The organism is Enterobacter cloacae complex sp. S3 (assembly GCF_014930495.1).
Taxonomy (GTDB): domain Bacteria; phylum Pseudomonadota; class Gammaproteobacteria; order Enterobacterales; family Enterobacteriaceae; genus Enterobacter; species Enterobacter asburiae_B.
Genome location: NZ_JADBRD010000014.1, coordinates 1 through 16,595, shown reverse-complemented (window position 1 = coordinate 16,595; position 16,595 = coordinate 1). Strand labels below are relative to the sequence as shown.

The following is a 16,595-nucleotide window of genomic DNA, read 5'->3' as shown; positions in this document are numbered from 1 at the left end:
AAATAAGATGGTTTGCCTATATCAAGTTGCGTGCCAGTTTTTAATTTATTGATTTAACTTAATTAATATTTTTATGATCCGTAGTGGGTAGTCATTATGACTATCAAAATCAGTGTCAATATGACAATATGAATTGTCAAAATGACAGCGAGGCCACTATGAGCTTTTCCGTAGACGTGCTGGCGAAGATCGCCATTGAACTGCAGACCGGTATCGGCCATCAGGACCGCTTTCAGCGGCTGATCTCCACGCTGCGCCACGTGCTGGCGTGCGACGCCTCGGCGCTGCTGCGCTACGAGGGGCGGCAGTTTATTCCGCTGGCTATCGACGGGCTGGCGAAGGACGTGCTCGGACGGCGTTTTACCCTTGAGGGCCATCCGCGTCTGGAAACTATCGCCCGCGCGGGTGACGTGGTGCGCTTTCCGGCGGACAGCGATCTGCCCGACCCGTACGACGGACTTATTCCCGGACAGGAGAGCCTGAAGGTGCACGCCTGTATCGGCCTGCCGCTGTTTGCCGGACAAAACCTGATCGGCGCACTGACCCTCGACGGCCTGTCGCCGGACCAGTTTGACACCTTTAGCGACGAAGAGCTGCGTCTGATTGCCGCCCTGGCCGCCGGGGCGCTGAACAATGCCCTGCTGATTGAACAGCTGGAGAGCCAGAACATTCTTCCCGGCAGCCCGGCGGCGTTTGAGCAGGTGACGCACACGGAGATGATCGGCCTCTCTCCGGGCATGGCGCAGCTCAAAAAAGAGATTGAGATTGTCGCCGCCTCAGATTTGAACGTGCTGATCTTCGGGGAAACCGGCACCGGCAAGGAGCTGGTGGCGAAGTCCATTCACGAAGCGTCGCCGCGCGCGGTGAACCCGCTGGTGTACCTCAACTGCGCCGCGCTGCCGGAAAGCGTGGCGGAAAGCGAGCTGTTTGGTCACGTAAAAGGGGCGTTTACCGGGGCCATCAGCAACCGCAGCGGCAAGTTCGAAATGGCCGATAACGGCACGCTGTTTCTGGACGAAATCGGCGAGCTCTCCCTGTCGCTGCAGGCCAAGCTGCTGCGCGTGCTGCAGTACGGCGACATCCAGCGCGTGGGGGATGACCGCAGCCACAGAGTGGACGTTCGCGTGCTGGCGGCCACCAACCGTGACCTGCGTGAAGCGGTGCTGGCCGGGCAGTTCCGCGCCGACCTGTTCCATCGCCTGAGCGTGTTCCCGCTTACCGTGCCGCCGCTGCGCGAGCGCGGTGACGACATGGTGCTGCTGGCGGGATTTTTCTGCGAGCAGTGCCGTCTCAGGATGGGGCTTTCCCGCGTGGTGCTGAGCCCGGGAGCGAGGGCGCATCTGCTGAGCTACGGCTGGCCGGGCAACGTGCGCGAGCTGGAGCATGCGATCCACCGCGCGGTGGTGCTGGCGCGGGCGACGCGTTCGGGTGATGAAGTGGTGCTCCACGCGCGGCATTTTGCGCTGCAGGATGAAACCGCACCGGCTGTCGCCCAGGCAGTACCCGAGATAGCGAATGAAAATCTGCGTGAAGCTACAGAGGCGTTTCAGCGTCAGATGATCACCCGCGCGCTGGAGCAGAATAACCGCAGCTGGGCGGCGTGCGCCCGGGCGCTGGAGATGGACGTCGCCAACCTGCACAGGCTGGCGAAGCGTCTGGGACTGAAGGGTTAGATAATCCCGGCCTGATAGAAATCCTGCAGGTTGATGGCGCCGCACAGCCTGCCGGCGTCATCCACCACCGGTGCGGCGGTGATTTTGCGCTTCATCAGCACCTCTTTGGCTTCAATGGCGCGGCTCTCGGCGTTCAGCGTCAGCCCGCCTTTGGTCATGGCGTCCGACACTTTGGTTTCCAGCCTGCCGCCGCCCACCAGCCAGCGGCGCAGGTCGCCGTCGGTGAACACGCCCTTAACGCTCCCGCCGTCATCGCACACCGCAACCAGCCCAAGGCCGGTGCGGCTGAGCTCCAGCATCGCGTCCATGACGCTGGTATCGAGTTTGACCTGCGGAATGGCATCGTCGGTGCGCATCAGGTGGTGAACCTTGTTGAGCAGGCGTGCGCCGAGCGCGCCCGCCGGATGCGAACGGGCGAAATCTTCTTCGTTAAAGCCGCGCGCCTGCATCACCGCCATTGCCAGCGCGTCGCCCATCATCAGGGTGTTAACGGTGCTGGAGGTCGGGGCGAGGTGCATCGGACAGGCTTCACGCTCAACGGAAATATCCAGCGTCGCCTTGGCGGCCAGCGCCAGCGGCGAGCGGGATTTTCCGGTCATCGCCAGCAGGGCGACCGATTTTTCCTGCAGGCGCGGAATAATCAGATCCAGCTCTTTGGCCGAACCGGAGTAGGAGATAAACAGCATCACGTCGCGGCTTTCAATCATCCCCAGATCGCCGTGCAGCGCCTCTGCCGGATGCACGAAGAACGCCGGGGTACCGGTGCTGGCGAGCGTTGCGGCAATCTTTTTGCCGATATGGCCGGATTTACCGATGCCCGCCACGATCACTTTGCCTTCGCAGTGGATAATGGTGTTGGCCGCGCGGACGAAATCCTCGCCCAGACGTTCGGGCAGGCGGCTGGCTTCCTGCAGTTCCAGCATCAGCGTCTGGCGGCCCGTTTCTAACAGAAAATCACTCATCTCTCTCTCCGGTTACGATCACGTCGATTCCTTTCTCTTCCAGCGCTTTCTTGAACGCCGGGTCGATACCCGCGTCGGTAATCAGCTTATCAACGCTTTCAAGGCTACAGACAATGTTGGGGCTTTTGCGGCCAAACTTCGACGAGTCGGCCATCAAAATCACTTCCCGCGCGGCGTTGCACATCGCTTTACTGACGCTGAACACCTCGTTGAACGTTGTAACGCCTGCGTTCAGGTCGATGCCGTCGGTGCCCATAAACAGTTTATCAAAGCTGAAGTGGTCGAAGGCATTCTCCGCCAGCTGACCGTGAAACGACGCCGATTTTTTGCGGAAGGTGCCGCCGGGCATCAGGATGGTCTGCTCGCTGTCGAACTCCGACAGGGCGTTGACGATGTGCAGGCTGTTGGTCATCACCGTGATGTTGTTAAAGCGGCTGAGCAGCGGGATCATCTGCAGGACGGTGCTGCCTGCATCCAGAATGATGGAATCGCCATCGTGGATAAATTTGACGGCGGCTTCGGCAATCAGCGCTTTCTGGTGGGTATTGATCAGCGTTTTGTGATCGATAGGCGGGTCCGCTTCGTCCTTATTGAGCACCACGCCGCCGTAGGTTCGAATGACGGCACCAGAGTTTTCGAGCAATACCAGGTCCTTGCGTATTGTCGTGCCGGTGGTGTCAAAGTAGTGGGCCAGATCCTCTACCGAACATTTTCCCTGCTTTTGCAGATGTTCGAGAATGGCCGCCTGCCGCTGACGAGGTTTCATAGGCGCTTCGTTCCTTAGGTTGCGAAATGATAATTTCGCAAGTCTATAGCTTTCACAACGAAATTATCCATGTTTCAGATTAAGCGCTAATGATAGTGCATTCTGACAGAGTGGATCATGGGGAAAGATCACATCAGGCCGTAATTCCTGCAGCGAAATGCCGTTGATTGCCTGGATTTTCGCCGGACGGGCGAAGACGGTCATGCCGCGCATGATGAGGGAATCGCAGACGTGATTGTTTTCATCCAGCGCAACGGCGACGACCACGCGCGGTTTGAAGCGTCCGCCGGAACGCCCGACCCCGACGCGACCTTTCTGACACAGCGCGTCAAACGCGCGGTTAAACTGGTGGATCTGCCAGCCGCCAAACGCCATCTGGCAAATCCAGGCGAGGGCGGCGACGGTGATGAGTGCGGTGACCATATCGGCTCCTTGTTTTGTTCCCTCTCCCGGTGGGAGAGGGTTAGGGTGAGGGCATCAGGCCGCTCGATCAGAACATCACCTGCCCACCGGTGACGTTAATCGACTGCCCGGTGCAGTACGAGGCTTTCGGGCTGGCGTAAAACAGCAGCATGTTCAGCACGTCCTGATAATCGCACCCGCGCTTCAGCGGCACTTTATCGATGTAGTACTGCTCCACTTCCTCAGCCTTGATGCCGAGCTTGGTGGCGTACTGCGGCAGCAGGGACTGGAACATCGGCGATTTCAGCAGATTGCCCAGCATCAGCGAGTGCACGGTAATGCCGTACTCGGCCAGATCCAGCGCCAGAGACTGCGTCAGCCCCACGCCGCCAAACTTCGCCGCGCTGTAGCCGGAGTTATGCTTGCTGCCCACTTTCCCTGATTTGGAGTTGATCTGAATGATGCGCCCCTGAACGCCGTCACGGATCATCAGACGGGAAAACTCGCGGGCGCAGAGGAAATAGCCCACCAGATTCACCTGCAGCGAGCGGTCAAAATCCCCCAGCTCGAAATCGCTGATAAAGGCCGCTTTCGCAATCCCCGCGCTGTAGACCAGCAGGTCGGTACGCCCAAAAATCTCGTCCACGCCGCGGGCCAGCGCCATCACGCTCTGTTCGCTGGTGGCGTCGGCGCCAAACCCGTACGCCATCCCTTCACCAAACTCGGTGTTAATGGTGTCCGCCACGCGGGCGGCTTTTTCACTCTGAATGTCCACTACCGCCACGCGGTAGCCCTCTGCGGCAAGCCCACGGCAGAGGAACTCGCCTAAGGTTTGTCCTCCACCAATGACAACGGCAACCTGACTCATGTGTTTCTCCTTAATTACGCAACAAATTTTAACGTGCAGCCTGGGGTGACAGCCTGCGGAACCGGGCCCGCCACGTGAACCGTGCCGGGATATTCGGCCTGCGGCTGGCCGTCGAAACGCAGGGTGATGTGGCCCAGCTCGCGCAGGTTTTGCTCGGCCACGTCGCCGACGGCGGTCACGGCATAGCGCGCCTCGCCCAGCTCCAGCTGGCTCCCGGCCTTCAGCTCGCCCTTCAGCTCGCCGTGACAGTGGATAAAGCAAAACTCTTCGATATCCGCCGGGGCGCCTTCGCGGAAGGTGATCAGCATCTGGTCGCTCAGCGCGTCAGCCGCGCTCTGGCCGATGCGGGTAATGGTGGTCTGGTAAATCACGGTCATCGCAGGAACCTCTTATTGATAAATAAAGCCGGAGACAAACCAGGCAATCAGCACCGTCGGCGCGCCCGTCAGGAAGCGGCTCACCAGCACGGACGGCACGCCCACGCGCACGGTGTCCTGGCGTGCTTCCGCCAGCGACAGCCCTACGGGGATGAAATCGCACGCCGCCTGGGCGTTAATGGCGAACAGGGCGGGCAGGGCGAGGTGCGGGGGAATGTTCCCCAGACCAATCTGCACGCCAATCAGCACACCGATCACCTGAGCGATCACCGCGCCCGGGCCAAGGAACGGCGACAGCAGCGGGAAGGAGCAGATCAGCGCCAGCGTCACCAGCCCGAGCGGGTGGCTCGCGAGCGGGGCGAGGCCGTGGGCAATCCAGTCGCCCAGGCCGGACGCCATGATGATGCCGATCAGCGCCGAGACGAATGCCATAAACGGCAGGATGGTTTTCAGCACCGTGTCGATGGTGTCGCGCCCGGACTGGAACAGCACCGCCACGGCGGACCCCATGCCCATCCCGACCTTCGCCAGCAGGCCGTCGCTCTGCTCGGTGATTTTCTTGCTGGTGTCGTACTCGCGCGGGGCCGCTTTTTGCGGCGCGGCAGTGCCATTCACCAGAGTGATGTTGTCCTCCTTCACGCCTGAGACATAAATGTCCTCAAGGATGTACTGCGCCAGCGGGCCGGATTTTCCGGTGGAGTGAATATTCACCGTCGGAATGCGGCGCTTCGGATAGATACCGCAGCGCAGCGTGCCGCCGCAGTCGATCACCGCCACGCCGATTTCCGCTTCCGGCGGCTCGCCCTCCTTGAAGCCGTCGACCGCTTCCCAGCCGGTCAGCTCGCGCAGCCTGTCGACGATCGCCGGGCGCGTGCCTGCGGTGATGTAGACGATCTTTTTGCCTTCGGTGGCGTCGAACTCCAGCGGGCCGCCCCAGCCGCCCGTGCCTTTCTCAATGCGGATCCGGTTCATGCTGTGGCTCCTGAAAGATGGACTTTCTGTTCAAGCTGGATGCCCATTTTTTTCTCAAAAATGGCGGTGGTGAGGTCGGTCACCCAACCGCGGAAGAAGTTGGTGACCAGGCCAACCAGCAGGTAGCTCACCGCCAGCGGGCCGAGCGGCAGGCCAAGGGTGGTGAGACCGCTGGCGATCCCGAGATAGACAAACAGCTCGCCGGGGTTAATGTGCGGGAACAGGCCGTTCATGGAATGGCAGCTGTAGGAGGCGGCGGCGTAGTAGCTCGGCTTGTACTTTTCCGGCATGAAGCGGCCGAGGCTTAAGGTCATCGGGTTGCAGAACACGAAGGTGCCGATGAACGGCAGTACCAGGTAGCGGGACAGCGGATTACCGGCACAGCGCTGGGCGAAGCGTTCGATGCGCTGCTGGCCGATAAAGTTAATCAGCGCGTTCATGATCACCAGCAGGCTGATCAGCAGGGGCAGGATCCCGGTCACCATGCCGGTGAACACTTCTCCGCCCTTCTGAAACAGCCCGATGAACCACTCGGCGCCGTGGGTGATGGTTTCTATCATTCTTCTCTCCTGTGAGGCTTTTTTGTTTTTGTGTTGCGGGGCTAATAATAATCACTTTGAAAGGTTTTAAAGTGTTAGTTAGATCTCACAATGAAAGAAAAATGGATTATTTTGAAAGTTTATTGATGGGGTCAATGATTTTCGGTGGAAAAAAGGGCGGATTTGCGTGGGGGAGGCGTGTACCGCTTCCTTGAGGTGTTGCGGATGCTTTACCATACTGGGTTCTTATCGAACCCGTTAAATGGATGTCTCATGTTCAAGCGTCGTTATGCAGCGCTGTTGCCTGCGCTTATTCTGCTGTCTGCCTGTAGTGGCAAACCTAAGACCGAAGCCGTTCAGCAAACGGCGGGCGCGCCTTCCGGAGGATTCCTGCTGGAGCCGCAGCACAATATGATGCAGATGGGCGGCGACTTCGCGAATAACCCGGCGGCCGAGCAGTTCATCGATAAAATGGTGAGCAAGCACGGCTTTGACAGACAGCAGCTGCACGAAATTTTGTCTCAGGCCAAGCGACTGGACTACGTGCTGCGCCTGATGGACAGGCAGGCTCCAACCGCCCAGGTGCCGAGCGGGCCGAACGGCGCGTGGCTGCGCTACCGCAAACAGTTTATTACCCCGGACAACGTGCAAAACGGCGTGGTGTTCTGGAATCAGTATGAAGACGCGCTCAACCGCGCGTGGCAGGTGTACGGCGTACCGCCGGAAATCATCGTCGGGATTATCGGCGTGGAAACCCGCTGGGGCCGCGTGATGGGTAAAACCCGCATTCTGGACGCGCTGGCGACGCTCTCCTTTAACTATCCGCGCCGCGCGGAGTATTTCTCTTCCGAGCTGGAAACCTTCCTGCTGATGGCGCGCAGCGAGCAGGACGATCCGCTCGATCTGAAAGGGTCGTTTGCCGGCGCGATGGGCTACGGCCAGTTTATGCCGTCCTCCTATAAACAATATGCCGTCGACTTTAACGGGGATGGTCATATCAATCTGTGGGATCCGGTGGATGCCATCGGCAGCGTGGCGAACTACTTCAAAGCGCACGGCTGGGTGCCGGGCGGCCAGGTGGCGGTGCAGGCGAACGGTCAGGCGCCTGGGCTGGAAAACGGCTTCAAAACCAAATACAGCGTTGCGCAGCTGACGGCGGCGGGCTTAACACCGACTCAGCCGTTGGGCAATGTCGATCAGGTAAGTCTGTTGCGTCTGGATGTCGGGACGGGCTATCAGTACTGGTACGGCATGCCGAACTTCTACGCCATCACCCGCTATAACCACAGTACCCACTATGCGATGGCCGTATGGCAGCTGGGGCTGGCGGTATCGCAGGCCCGCGTGCCGGCGGCGTCACCGTTTAGTCAGTAAGTCATCTTATTCCCCCTCTCCCTGTGGGAGAGGGCTGGGGTGAGGGCACCCGCGCGCACCTATTTCCTGCAGAAACATTTCGGCACACTCCCTTTTCAAACCCGCCATTTACATCTTCACCGTCTTTCATTATTGTTATGTTATAACATTTAATGTGGTGTCAGAATGTCAACGTCACTTTTTTCTCTGTCTGCTCTGGCTCGGCTTTTGCTGGCGCTGGTGCTTGTTGCCTTTATCGGGCTGGCCGTGCGCTGGGCGGTGGCATTGCCATGATTGTGATGAATGAACTGGTCGCGGGATATGAACGTCAGCCCGTTACGCGGCCCCTCTCGGGCACGATTGAGCGCGGCAGCATGACCGCCATTATCGGCGCTAACGGCTGCGGGAAATCCACGCTGCTGAAAACGCTGGCGGGATTTATTCCTCCCGTCATCGGCGGCTTCCGTTGGCAGGGGAAGCGCCCGGTAATCGGCTGGCTGGCACAGCGTCACGCGCTGGAGGCGCAGTTTCCGCTGACCGTACAGGACGTGGTAAGCATGGGCTGCTGGCCGGGCATGTCGCTTTTTTCCGGGTTTCGTCGCGAAACGCGGTTGCGCATTGCCGGCGCGCTTGAGCGCGTCGGGCTTGAGTCCATGGCGTTATCCACCATCGATGAACTCTCCGGCGGTCAGTTTCAGCGCATGCTGTTTGCCCGCGTCCTGGTGCAGCAGGCGCCGCTGGTGATGCTGGATGAACCCTTTACCGGAGTCGATGAAGCTACCTGCAGCGTGCTGATGGATCTGATGCTGGAGATGTATATGCAGGGGCAAACGCTGCTCGCGGTACTGCACGACAGCGAGCGCGTGTCGCGCCATTTCCCGCAGACGCTGCGGCTGGATGCGGACGTTCCCCAGTGGAAAACCGAGCGGGTGAGGGTGGCATGATCTGGCATCTCTTTTTTCAGCCGTTTATTGAGTACGGCTTTATGCGTCGCGCGCTGGTGGTTTGCCTGGCGCTCTCGGTCAGCACCACCGCGCTCGGCGTGTTTCTTCAGCTGCGTCGGATGAGCCTGATGGGCGACGCCCTTTCTCACGCCATTTTGCCGGGTGTCGCCGTGGGGTATTTGCTCAGCGGTATGTCGCTGCTGGCGATGAGTATTGGCGGTTTTATCGCGGGAATTACCGTGGCGCTGCTGGCCGGTCTGGTCAGTCGACGCACGCCGCTGAAAGAAGATGCCAGCTTTGCCGGGTTTTATCTTGGCTCGCTGGCGCTGGGGGTTACGCTGGTATCGCTGCGCGGGTCGAATGTCGATCTGCTGCATCTGCTGTTTGGCTCCATCCTCGCCGTGGACAACGACGCCGCGCTGTTCGTCACGGGCGTGTGTATGTTCACCCTTATCACGCTGGCGCTCTTTTATCGCGGGCTGGTGACAGAAGCGTTTGATACCGCCTGGCTGCAGGTGAACGCCCGCTGGCTGCCAGGCCTGCTGCACGGACTGTTTCTGGCGCTGCTGGTGCTTAACCTGGTGGCCGGTTTTCAGGTGCTCGGCACGCTGATGGCCGTCGGGCTGATGATGCTTCCGGCCGTGGCGGCACGCTGCTGGGTGCGCACGTTACCTGCCTTACTCCTGATGGCGGGTATCAGCGGTAGCTTCTGCGCATGGCTGGGGCTGAGCCTCTCCTGGGCGATGAGCCTACCGGCCGGGCCGTCCATCGTGCTCACCGCCAGCGCGCTGTTCTTTATTTCCATTTTATTGGGTACGCGAAGCAGGCTCGCTGGCAGCCTGCGCGCGCTTTTTTAACGCAAGGGGAAACGATGAAACGTACAGGATTTGTAGTGGCGCTCGCGCTGGGGATGATGTCGCACGGCGTGATGGCGAAAACGCTGAATGTGGTGACCAGCTTTTCGATTCTGGGGGATATCACGCAGGAGGTGGGCGGCGACCATGTGAACGTGACGACGCTGGTCGGGCCGGACGGCGATCCGCATACCTTCGAACCGTCGCCGAAAGACAGCGCGGCCCTGAGCAAGGCTGATGTGGTGGTGGTGAACGGCCTGGGGCTGGAAGGCTGGCTTGATCGTCTGGTGAAAGCCTCCGGGTTCAAAGGGCAACTGGTTGTCGCCTCAACTGGGGTGAAAACCCACACGCTTGAGGAAGATGGAAAGACTGTGACCGATCCGCACGCGTGGAACAGCGCGGCGAACGGGGCGCTCTATGCGCAAAATATTCTGAACGGGCTGGTGAAAGCCGATCCGCAAGATAAAGCGGCGCTCGAGGCTACCGGTAAGCCGTATATCGCGGAGCTGACGCAACTGGATAACTGGGCCAAAACGCGCTTTAGCCAGATCCCGCCGGCGAAGCGTAAAGTGCTGACCAGCCATGACGCGTTCGGCTATTTCAGCCGCGCTTACGGCGTGACGTTTATGGCGCCGCAGGGGCTGTCGTCTGAGAGCGAAGCCAGCGCGGCGCAGGTCGCCGAGATTATCAATCAGATTAAAGCCGACGGCGTGAAAACCTGGTTTATGGAGAATCAGCTCGATCCGCGTCTGGTGAAACAGATTGCGTCGGCGACGGGCGCACAGCCCGGGGGTGAGCTTTACCCCGAAGCGCTGTCGGCAAAAGGTGGGGTGGCAGACACCTACGTTAAGGCGTTTCGCCACAATGTGAACACTCTCGCTGACAGCATGAAATAACCTTTCCACCGCCGGTGCGTCCGTACCGGCTTTTTTCTGAAGCCCCCTCGTAAAACCTGAAGTCCATCCCCACATCTGACGAGAAAGTGCTATCTTGTGCAGCACGTTTTTCTGATGCCTGGAGCGAGAATGACTGACCATGAATTGATGCAGCTTAGCGAGATCGTTGGCCTTGCGCTGAAGCAGCGTGGCGCGACAATCACCACCGCCGAATCCTGCACCGGCGGCTGGGTGGCGAAAGCGATTACCGATATTGCCGGCAGTTCCGCCTGGTTTGAACGCGGTTTTGTGACCTACAGTAACGAAGCTAAAGCTCAGATGATTGGCGTGCGTGAATCCACGCTTGAACAGCATGGCGCGGTCAGCGAACCGGTGGTGATCGAGATGGCCATTGGCGCGCTCAAAGAGGCGCGGGCAGACTACGCGATTTCCATTAGCGGCATTGCGGGCCCGGACGGCGGCAGCGACGTGAAGCCTGTCGGCACCGTCTGGTTTGGGTTCGCCACCTCCAAAGGGGAAGGGATCACCCGCCGGGAGTGCTTCAGCGGCGATCGCGAAAGCGTGCGTCGTCAGGCAACCGTTTATGCGTTAAAAACGCTCTGGCAACAATTTCTACAAAACACTTGATACTGTATGACCATACAGTATAATTGCACCAACAGAACAGAAATCCACGGTGAAGCACAGTCGCTTCTCCCGGCATGACAGGAGTAATAATGGCTATCGACGAAAACAAACAGAAAGCGTTGGCGGCAGCACTGGGCCAGATCGAAAAGCAATTCGGTAAAGGCTCCATCATGCGCCTGGGTGAAGACCGTTCCATGGATGTGGAAACCATCTCCACCGGTTCGCTTTCTCTGGATATCGCGCTGGGCGCTGGCGGTCTGCCTATGGGCCGTATCGTAGAAATCTACGGGCCAGAGTCCTCCGGTAAAACTACCCTGACGCTGCAGGTGATCGCCGCGGCACAGCGCGAAGGTAAAACCTGTGCGTTTATCGATGCCGAGCACGCGCTGGACCCTGTTTATGCCCGCAAGCTGGGTGTGGATATCGACAACCTGCTGTGTTCTCAGCCGGACACCGGTGAGCAGGCGCTGGAAATTTGTGACGCGCTGGCGCGTTCTGGTGCCGTTGACGTTATCGTGGTCGACTCCGTTGCCGCACTGACGCCAAAAGCCGAAATCGAAGGTGAAATCGGTGACTCGCATATGGGCCTCGCGGCACGTATGATGAGCCAGGCGATGCGTAAGCTGGCGGGTAACCTGAAGCAGTCCAACACGCTGCTGATCTTCATCAACCAGATCCGTATGAAAATTGGTGTGATGTTCGGTAACCCGGAAACCACTACCGGTGGTAACGCACTGAAATTCTACGCCTCTGTCCGTCTGGATATCCGCCGTATCGGCGCGGTGAAAGAGGGCGAGAACGTGGTCGGTAGCGAAACCCGCGTGAAGGTTGTGAAGAACAAAATCGCCGCGCCGTTCAAACAGGCTGAGTTCCAGATCCTCTACGGCGAAGGGATCAACTTCCTCGGCGAGCTGGTTGACCTGGGCGTGAAAGAGAAGCTGATTGAAAAAGCGGGCGCCTGGTACAGCTACAACGGTGACAAGATTGGTCAGGGTAAAGCGAACGCGATCTCCTGGCTGAAAGAGAACCCGGCTGCGGCGAAAGAGATTGAGAAGAAGGTGCGTGAGCTTCTGCTGAACAACCAGGACTCCAAACCTGATTTCGTGGTCGATGCCGCGGATGCTGAAGAAACTAACGAAGACTTTTAATTGTTTCGTTTAAAAATGAAGGGCTGCTGATGCGGCCCTTTTTGCATTTCTGAATCAGCAGGTTTTTTATGAGTGAACCGACAACACGTCGACCCGCGTATGCACGCTTACTGGACCGCGCGGTGCGCATCCTGGCCGTTCGTGACCACAGTGAACAGGAGCTGCGGCGAAAACTGTCGGCTCCGGTGATGAGTAAAAACGGGCCGGAAGAGATTGATGCCACCGCGGAAGATTATGACCGCGTGATTGCCTGGTGCTATGAGCATCGTTATCTTGATGACGAGCGTTTTGCCTCACGGTTTCTCGCCAGCCGCGGCCGTAAAGGATATGGGCCCGCGCGCATCCGGCAGGAGCTGAACCAGAAAGGGGTGGCCAGGGAGTCCATCGAAAAAGCGATGCGCGAATGCGATACTGACTGGTGCGAGCTGGCCAGAGAACAGGCGATTCGTAAATACGGCGAACCGCTGCCGCGTGAGTTTTCAGAAAAAGTTAAAATCCAGCGCTTTTTGCTCTACCGCGGCTTTCTGATGGAAGATATTCAGGATATCTGGCGTAATTTTGCCGATTGAACGCATGCGGGATTTTACTTCCCACTAAAGAAAACTTATCTTATTCCCACTTTTTCCAGTAGCTGGTCTGTCCAACGGTTTACCGATACAGGCTGGCTACGACATTTCGTTAGCTTGATTTCAGGATAATTATGAGCAAGAGCACCGCTGAGATCCGTCAGGCGTTTCTCGATTTTTTCCATAGTAAGGGACACCAGGTTGTTGCCAGCAGCTCCCTGGTACCGAACAACGATCCGACTCTGCTGTTTACCAACGCCGGGATGAACCAGTTCAAGGATGTGTTCCTTGGTCTCGACAAGCGTAATTATTCCCGCGCCACAACCTCACAGCGTTGCGTGCGTGCGGGCGGTAAACACAACGACCTGGAAAACGTCGGTTACACCGCGCGTCACCATACCTTCTTCGAAATGCTGGGTAACTTCAGCTTCGGCGACTACTTCAAACACGATGCCATTCAATATGCGTGGGAACTGCTGACCGGTGAAAACTGGTTCAACCTGCCGAAAGAGCGTCTGTGGGTTACCGTCTATGAAACCGATGACGAAGCCTACGAAATCTGGGAAAAAGAAGTCGGGATCCCGCGCGAGCGTATTATTCGCATCGGTGATAACAAAGGCGCGCCATACGCGTCTGACAACTTCTGGCAGATGGGTGATACCGGTCCTTGCGGTCCGTGCACCGAGATCTTCTACGATCACGGCGACCACATCTGGGGTGGGCCTCCGGGCAGCCCGGAAGAAGACGGCGATCGCTACATTGAGATCTGGAACATCGTGTTCATGCAGTTCAACCGTCAGGCCGACGGTACGATGGAGCCGCTGCCGAAGCCTTCCGTCGATACCGGTATGGGTCTGGAGCGTATTGCCGCGGTTCTGCAGCACGTTAACTCCAACTACGAAATTGATCTGTTCAGCACCCTGATCAAAGCCGTTGCGAACGTTACCGGCGCGACCGATCTGAACAACAAATCGCTGCGCGTTATCGCGGACCACATTCGTTCCTGTGCGTTCCTGATTGCCGACGGCGTTATCCCGTCGAATGAAAACCGTGGCTACGTGCTGCGTCGTATCATTCGTCGTGCCATCCGTCACGGCAACATGCTGGGCGCGAAGGACACCTTCTTCTATAAACTCGTTGGGCCACTGATTGGCGTGATGGGTGCTGCCGGTGATGAGCTGAAACGCCAGCAGGCGCAGGTAGAGCAGGTTCTGAAAACCGAAGAAGAGCAGTTTGCGCGTACGCTTGAGCGCGGCCTGGCGCTGCTGGACGAAGAGCTGGCGAAACTTAAGGGCGACACGCTGGATGGCGAAACCGCTTTCCGCCTGTACGACACCTACGGCTTCCCGGTTGACCTGACGGCGGACGTTTGCCGCGAGCGCAACATCAAAGTTGACGAAGCGGGCTTCGAAGCCGCGATGGAAGAGCAGCGTCGTCGTGCGCGTGAGTCCAGCGGTTTCGGTGCAGACTACAACGCGATGATCCGCGTTGATAGCGCATCGGAATTCAAAGGTTATGACGCGCTGGAACTGACCGGCAAAGTGACCGCCCTGTTTGTTGACGGTAAAGCCGTGGACAGCATCAGCGCGGGTCAGGATGCGGTTGTCATTCTGGACAAAACGCCGTTCTACGCGGAATCCGGCGGTCAGGTTGGCGATAAGGGCGAACTGAAAGGCAACGGCTTTAGCTTTAGCGTCAGCGACACCCAGAAATACGGTCAGGCGATTGGTCACCAGGGCAAACTGGTTTCCGGTTCTCTGAAAGTGGGCGAGGGCGTACAGGCTAACGTGGATGAAGCACGCCGCGCGCGCATTCGTCTGAACCACTCTGCAACCCACCTGATGCACGCTGCCCTGCGCGACGTACTCGGTACCCACGTTGCACAGAAAGGTTCTCTGGTTAACGACAAAATGCTGCGTTTCGACTTCTCGCACTTTGAAGCGATGAAACCGTCTGAAATCCGCGCGGTGGAAGATCTGGTGAACGCGCAGATCCGTCGTAACCTGCCAATCGAGACCCACATCATGGAGCTCGAGGACGCCAAGAAAAAAGGTGCGATGGCGCTGTTTGGTGAGAAATATGACGACCGCGTTCGCGTGCTGAGCATGGGCGACTTCTCTACCGAGCTGTGCGGCGGTACGCACGCATCGCGCACCGGTGACATCGGCCTGTTCCGCATTGTTTCCGAGTCGGGTACGGCGGCAGGCGTGCGTCGTATTGAAGCGGTGACCGGTGAAGGTGCGATTGCCAGCCTGCATGCGCAGAGCGATCAGCTGCACGACATCGCGCAGCTGCTGAAAGGCGATAGCCAGAACCTGGGCGAGAAAGTGCGCGTTGCGCTGGATCGCACGCGTCAGCTGGAAAAAGAGCTGCAGCAGCTGAAAGAGCAGGCTGCGGCGCAGGAGAGTGCAAACCTCTCCAGCAAGGCTGTAGACATTAAGGGCGTCAAACTGCTGGTCAGCGATCTGGCGGGCGTTGAGCCTAAGATGCTGCGTACTATGGTCGACGATCTCAAGAACCAGCTTGGTTCTACCGTTATCGTGCTGGCGACAGTGGCAGAAGGTAAGGTTTCTCTGATTGCGGGCGTCTCTAAGGATGTGACCGACCGCGTAAAAGCAGGGGAACTGATTGGTATGGTCGCTCAGCAGGTGGGCGGCAAGGGTGGCGGTCGTCCGGACATGGCGCAAGCCGGTGGTACGGATGCAGCGGCACTTCCGCAAGCTTTGGCCAGCGTTGAAAGCTGGGTAAGCGCGAAACTGTAATAACTACAAAGCACAAGCAGACGCCATAGCGGTAACGTTATGGCGTCTTGTTCACTGTGCTATCGATAACGATAAAGTCAGGTTGAGTTTGTGTATATCGGCTAAACTTACGTTTAACAGAATGTGATGCCGTGACTGCTTACACTTTACGTGTTTGTCATCGCTTACTTTTTGGCGTTATATGATGGATAATGCCGGGATACAAGAGACCCGACTCTTTTAATCTTTCAAGGAGCAAAGAATGCTGATTCTGACTCGTCGAGTTGGTGAGACCCTCATGATTGGGGATGAGGTCACCGTGACAGTTTTAGGGGTAAAGGGTAACCAGGTACGTATTGGTGTTAACGCTCCTAAAGAAGTATCTGTCCACCGTGAAGAGATCTACCAGCGTATCCAGGCTGAAAAATCCCAGCAGTCCAGTTACTGATATTGTCGCGTCTCGCTGTCGGGCGAGACGCAACCCTCCTGTCATTTTTCCTGCTCAACGTTACCGTTTAATTTCAAACGCTCTCTTTTTAACCACTCCGTTACCCTAAACTCGCCCTTACGCCGCTATTTCTGCAAAGGTTTTCTGTGAAGATGCCTGCAAAATCCGCTTATAAAACACCCTCTTTGCGGCTTTTACATGCGAATTGCGTGTGATTTGTGCAAACGATAAAAGCTTTTGGAAAATTGTTTGACTTATAAGTCCCAGAAAGTAATATATGCGCCACGCAGCGACGAGAAGCTCTTAACGAGTAACTCGAAGCACTCGAAAGAGGCGTTGTGTGGTGAGGTGGCCGAGAGGCTGAAGGCGCTCCCCTGCTAAGGGAGTATGCGGTCAAAAGCTGCATCCGGGGTTCGAATCCCCGCCTCACCGCCATTTTGCATCCGTAGCTCAGCTGGA

At 57.9% G+C, this 16,595-nt stretch carries 17 protein-coding genes and 1 tRNA gene; 11 read left to right on the top strand and 7 right to left on the bottom strand.

Annotated elements, in window-relative coordinates; translation table 11 throughout:
- Positions 1-158 precede the first annotated feature (158 nt).
- Entirely contained in the window at positions 159-1,673 is a 1,515-nt protein-coding gene (gene norR / locus IM317_RS06890; RefSeq protein WP_033146373.1) for a nitric oxide reductase transcriptional regulator NorR, read from the top strand.
- Here norR and gutQ read toward each other — a convergent pair.
- From gutQ to srlA, 7 genes are all read right to left on the bottom strand, one after another.
- Positions 1,670-2,635 carry an arabinose-5-phosphate isomerase GutQ gene (gene gutQ, locus IM317_RS06885; RefSeq protein WP_033146372.1) on the bottom strand — a complete coding sequence of 322 codons (966 nt, stop codon included), beginning with the start codon at positions 2,633-2,635 and terminating at the stop codon, positions 1,670-1,672. The two genes, norR and gutQ, sit on opposite strands and share 4 nt — an antisense overlap.
- The gene (locus IM317_RS06880) at positions 2,628-3,401 is read right to left on the bottom strand and encodes a DNA-binding transcriptional repressor (protein WP_032640855.1); all 774 of its coding nucleotides are present in this window, start codon (positions 3,399-3,401) and stop codon (positions 2,628-2,630) included. Before IM317_RS06880 ends, gutQ begins: the two co-directional genes overlap by 8 nt.
- Before the next feature lie 63 nt (positions 3,402-3,464).
- Positions 3,465-3,824 (bottom strand): transcriptional regulator GutM, encoded by a 360-nt coding sequence (gutM, locus tag IM317_RS06875; protein ID WP_023308952.1) that lies wholly within the window; start codon positions 3,822-3,824, stop codon positions 3,465-3,467.
- 67 nt (positions 3,825-3,891) lie between these two features.
- Complete coding sequence (gene srlD, locus IM317_RS06870) at positions 3,892-4,671, bottom strand: sorbitol-6-phosphate dehydrogenase (RefSeq protein WP_033146371.1); 780 nt, start codon at positions 4,669-4,671, stop codon at positions 3,892-3,894.
- Between the two features lie 14 nt (positions 4,672-4,685).
- Positions 4,686-5,048 carry a PTS glucitol/sorbitol transporter subunit IIA gene (gene srlB / locus IM317_RS06865; RefSeq protein WP_023308951.1) on the bottom strand — a complete coding sequence of 121 codons (363 nt, stop codon included), beginning with the start codon at positions 5,046-5,048 and terminating at the stop codon, positions 4,686-4,688.
- Between the two features lie 12 nt (positions 5,049-5,060).
- Complete coding sequence (locus IM317_RS06860; RefSeq protein WP_023308950.1) at positions 5,061-6,020, bottom strand: PTS glucitol/sorbitol transporter subunit IIB; 960 nt, start codon at positions 6,018-6,020, stop codon at positions 5,061-5,063.
- Positions 6,017-6,580, bottom strand: a complete 564-nt coding sequence (gene srlA / locus IM317_RS06855) for a PTS glucitol/sorbitol transporter subunit IIC (protein ID WP_023333189.1) — start codon at positions 6,578-6,580, stop codon at positions 6,017-6,019. The genes IM317_RS06860 and srlA overlap by 4 nt, the downstream gene beginning before the upstream one ends.
- A 252-nt stretch (positions 6,581-6,832) precedes the next feature.
- Here srlA and mltB point away from each other — a divergent pair, with 252 nt between their 5' ends.
- From mltB to IM317_RS06805, 10 genes are all read left to right on the top strand, one after another.
- Positions 6,833-7,933: a lytic murein transglycosylase B gene (gene mltB / locus IM317_RS06850; protein WP_172421398.1), complete on the top strand. Its 1,101-nt coding sequence runs from the start codon at positions 6,833-6,835 to the stop codon at positions 7,931-7,933.
- 269 nt (positions 7,934-8,202) lie between these two features.
- The gene (locus IM317_RS06845) at positions 8,203-8,856 is read left to right on the top strand and encodes a metal ABC transporter ATP-binding protein (RefSeq protein ID WP_033146369.1); all 654 of its coding nucleotides are present in this window, start codon (positions 8,203-8,205) and stop codon (positions 8,854-8,856) included.
- Entirely contained in the window at positions 8,853-9,713 is an 861-nt protein-coding gene (locus tag IM317_RS06840) for a metal ABC transporter permease (RefSeq protein WP_033146368.1), read from the top strand. Before IM317_RS06845 ends, IM317_RS06840 begins: the two co-directional genes overlap by 4 nt.
- 14 nt (positions 9,714-9,727) lie before the next feature.
- Positions 9,728-10,606 (top strand): metal ABC transporter substrate-binding protein, encoded by an 879-nt coding sequence (locus IM317_RS06835; RefSeq protein WP_033146367.1) that lies wholly within the window; start codon positions 9,728-9,730, stop codon positions 10,604-10,606.
- Positions 10,607-10,735: 129 nt separating this feature from the next.
- Entirely contained in the window at positions 10,736-11,233 is a 498-nt protein-coding gene (gene pncC, locus IM317_RS06830) for a nicotinamide-nucleotide amidase (RefSeq protein WP_023308944.1), read from the top strand.
- Positions 11,234-11,322: 89 nt separating this feature from the next.
- Complete coding sequence (gene recA, locus IM317_RS06825; RefSeq protein ID WP_023308943.1) at positions 11,323-12,381, top strand: recombinase RecA; 1,059 nt, start codon at positions 11,323-11,325, stop codon at positions 12,379-12,381.
- 68 nt (positions 12,382-12,449) lie between these two features.
- Entirely contained in the window at positions 12,450-12,950 is a 501-nt protein-coding gene (gene recX, locus IM317_RS06820; RefSeq protein ID WP_033146366.1) for a recombination regulator RecX, read from the top strand.
- A 131-nt stretch (positions 12,951-13,081) separates the two neighbouring features.
- On the top strand, positions 13,082-15,709 hold the full coding sequence (alaS, locus tag IM317_RS06815) for an alanine--tRNA ligase (RefSeq protein ID WP_033146365.1): 2,628 nt from the start codon (positions 13,082-13,084) through the stop codon (positions 15,707-15,709).
- Between the two features lie 241 nt (positions 15,710-15,950).
- Positions 15,951-16,136: a carbon storage regulator CsrA gene (gene csrA, locus IM317_RS06810; RefSeq protein WP_000906486.1), complete on the top strand. Its 186-nt coding sequence runs from the start codon at positions 15,951-15,953 to the stop codon at positions 16,134-16,136.
- Positions 16,137-16,478: 342 nt separating this feature from the next.
- A tRNA-Ser gene (locus IM317_RS06805) sits at positions 16,479-16,571 on the top strand.
- Positions 16,572-16,595: the final 24 nt, after the last annotated feature.

Excerpts from the sequence above, each read along its gene's own strand:
- alaS (WP_033146365.1), top strand. The coding sequence starts at position 13,082 with ATGAGCAAGAGCACCGCTGAGATCCGTCAGGCGTTTCTCGATTTTTTC.
- pncC (WP_023308944.1), top strand. The coding sequence starts at position 10,736 with ATGACTGACCATGAATTGATGCAGCTTAGCGAGATCGTTGGCCTTGCG.
- IM317_RS06835 (WP_033146367.1), top strand. The coding sequence starts at position 9,728 with ATGAAACGTACAGGATTTGTAGTGGCGCTCGCGCTGGGGATGATGTCG.
- csrA (WP_000906486.1), top strand. The coding sequence starts at position 15,951 with ATGCTGATTCTGACTCGTCGAGTTGGTGAGACCCTCATGATTGGGGAT.
- gutQ (WP_033146372.1), bottom strand. The coding sequence starts at position 2,635 with ATGAGTGATTTTCTGTTAGAAACGGGCCGCCAGACGCTGATGCTGGAA.
- recX (WP_033146366.1), top strand. The coding sequence starts at position 12,450 with ATGAGTGAACCGACAACACGTCGACCCGCGTATGCACGCTTACTGGAC.
- mltB (WP_172421398.1), top strand. The coding sequence starts at position 6,833 with ATGTTCAAGCGTCGTTATGCAGCGCTGTTGCCTGCGCTTATTCTGCTG.
- srlD (WP_033146371.1), bottom strand. The coding sequence starts at position 4,671 with ATGAGTCAGGTTGCCGTTGTCATTGGTGGAGGACAAACCTTAGGCGAG.
- IM317_RS06880 (WP_032640855.1), bottom strand. The coding sequence starts at position 3,401 with ATGAAACCTCGTCAGCGGCAGGCGGCCATTCTCGAACATCTGCAAAAG.
- srlB (WP_023308951.1), bottom strand. The coding sequence starts at position 5,048 with ATGACCGTGATTTACCAGACCACCATTACCCGCATCGGCCAGAGCGCG.
- srlA (WP_023333189.1), bottom strand. The coding sequence starts at position 6,580 with ATGATAGAAACCATCACCCACGGCGCCGAGTGGTTCATCGGGCTGTTT.
- recA (WP_023308943.1), top strand. The coding sequence starts at position 11,323 with ATGGCTATCGACGAAAACAAACAGAAAGCGTTGGCGGCAGCACTGGGC.
- norR (WP_033146373.1), top strand. The coding sequence starts at position 159 with ATGAGCTTTTCCGTAGACGTGCTGGCGAAGATCGCCATTGAACTGCAG.
- gutM (WP_023308952.1), bottom strand. The coding sequence starts at position 3,824 with ATGGTCACCGCACTCATCACCGTCGCCGCCCTCGCCTGGATTTGCCAG.
- IM317_RS06860 (WP_023308950.1), bottom strand. The coding sequence starts at position 6,020 with ATGAACCGGATCCGCATTGAGAAAGGCACGGGCGGCTGGGGCGGCCCG.
- IM317_RS06840 (WP_033146368.1), top strand. The coding sequence starts at position 8,853 with ATGATCTGGCATCTCTTTTTTCAGCCGTTTATTGAGTACGGCTTTATG.
- IM317_RS06845 (WP_033146369.1), top strand. The coding sequence starts at position 8,203 with ATGATTGTGATGAATGAACTGGTCGCGGGATATGAACGTCAGCCCGTT.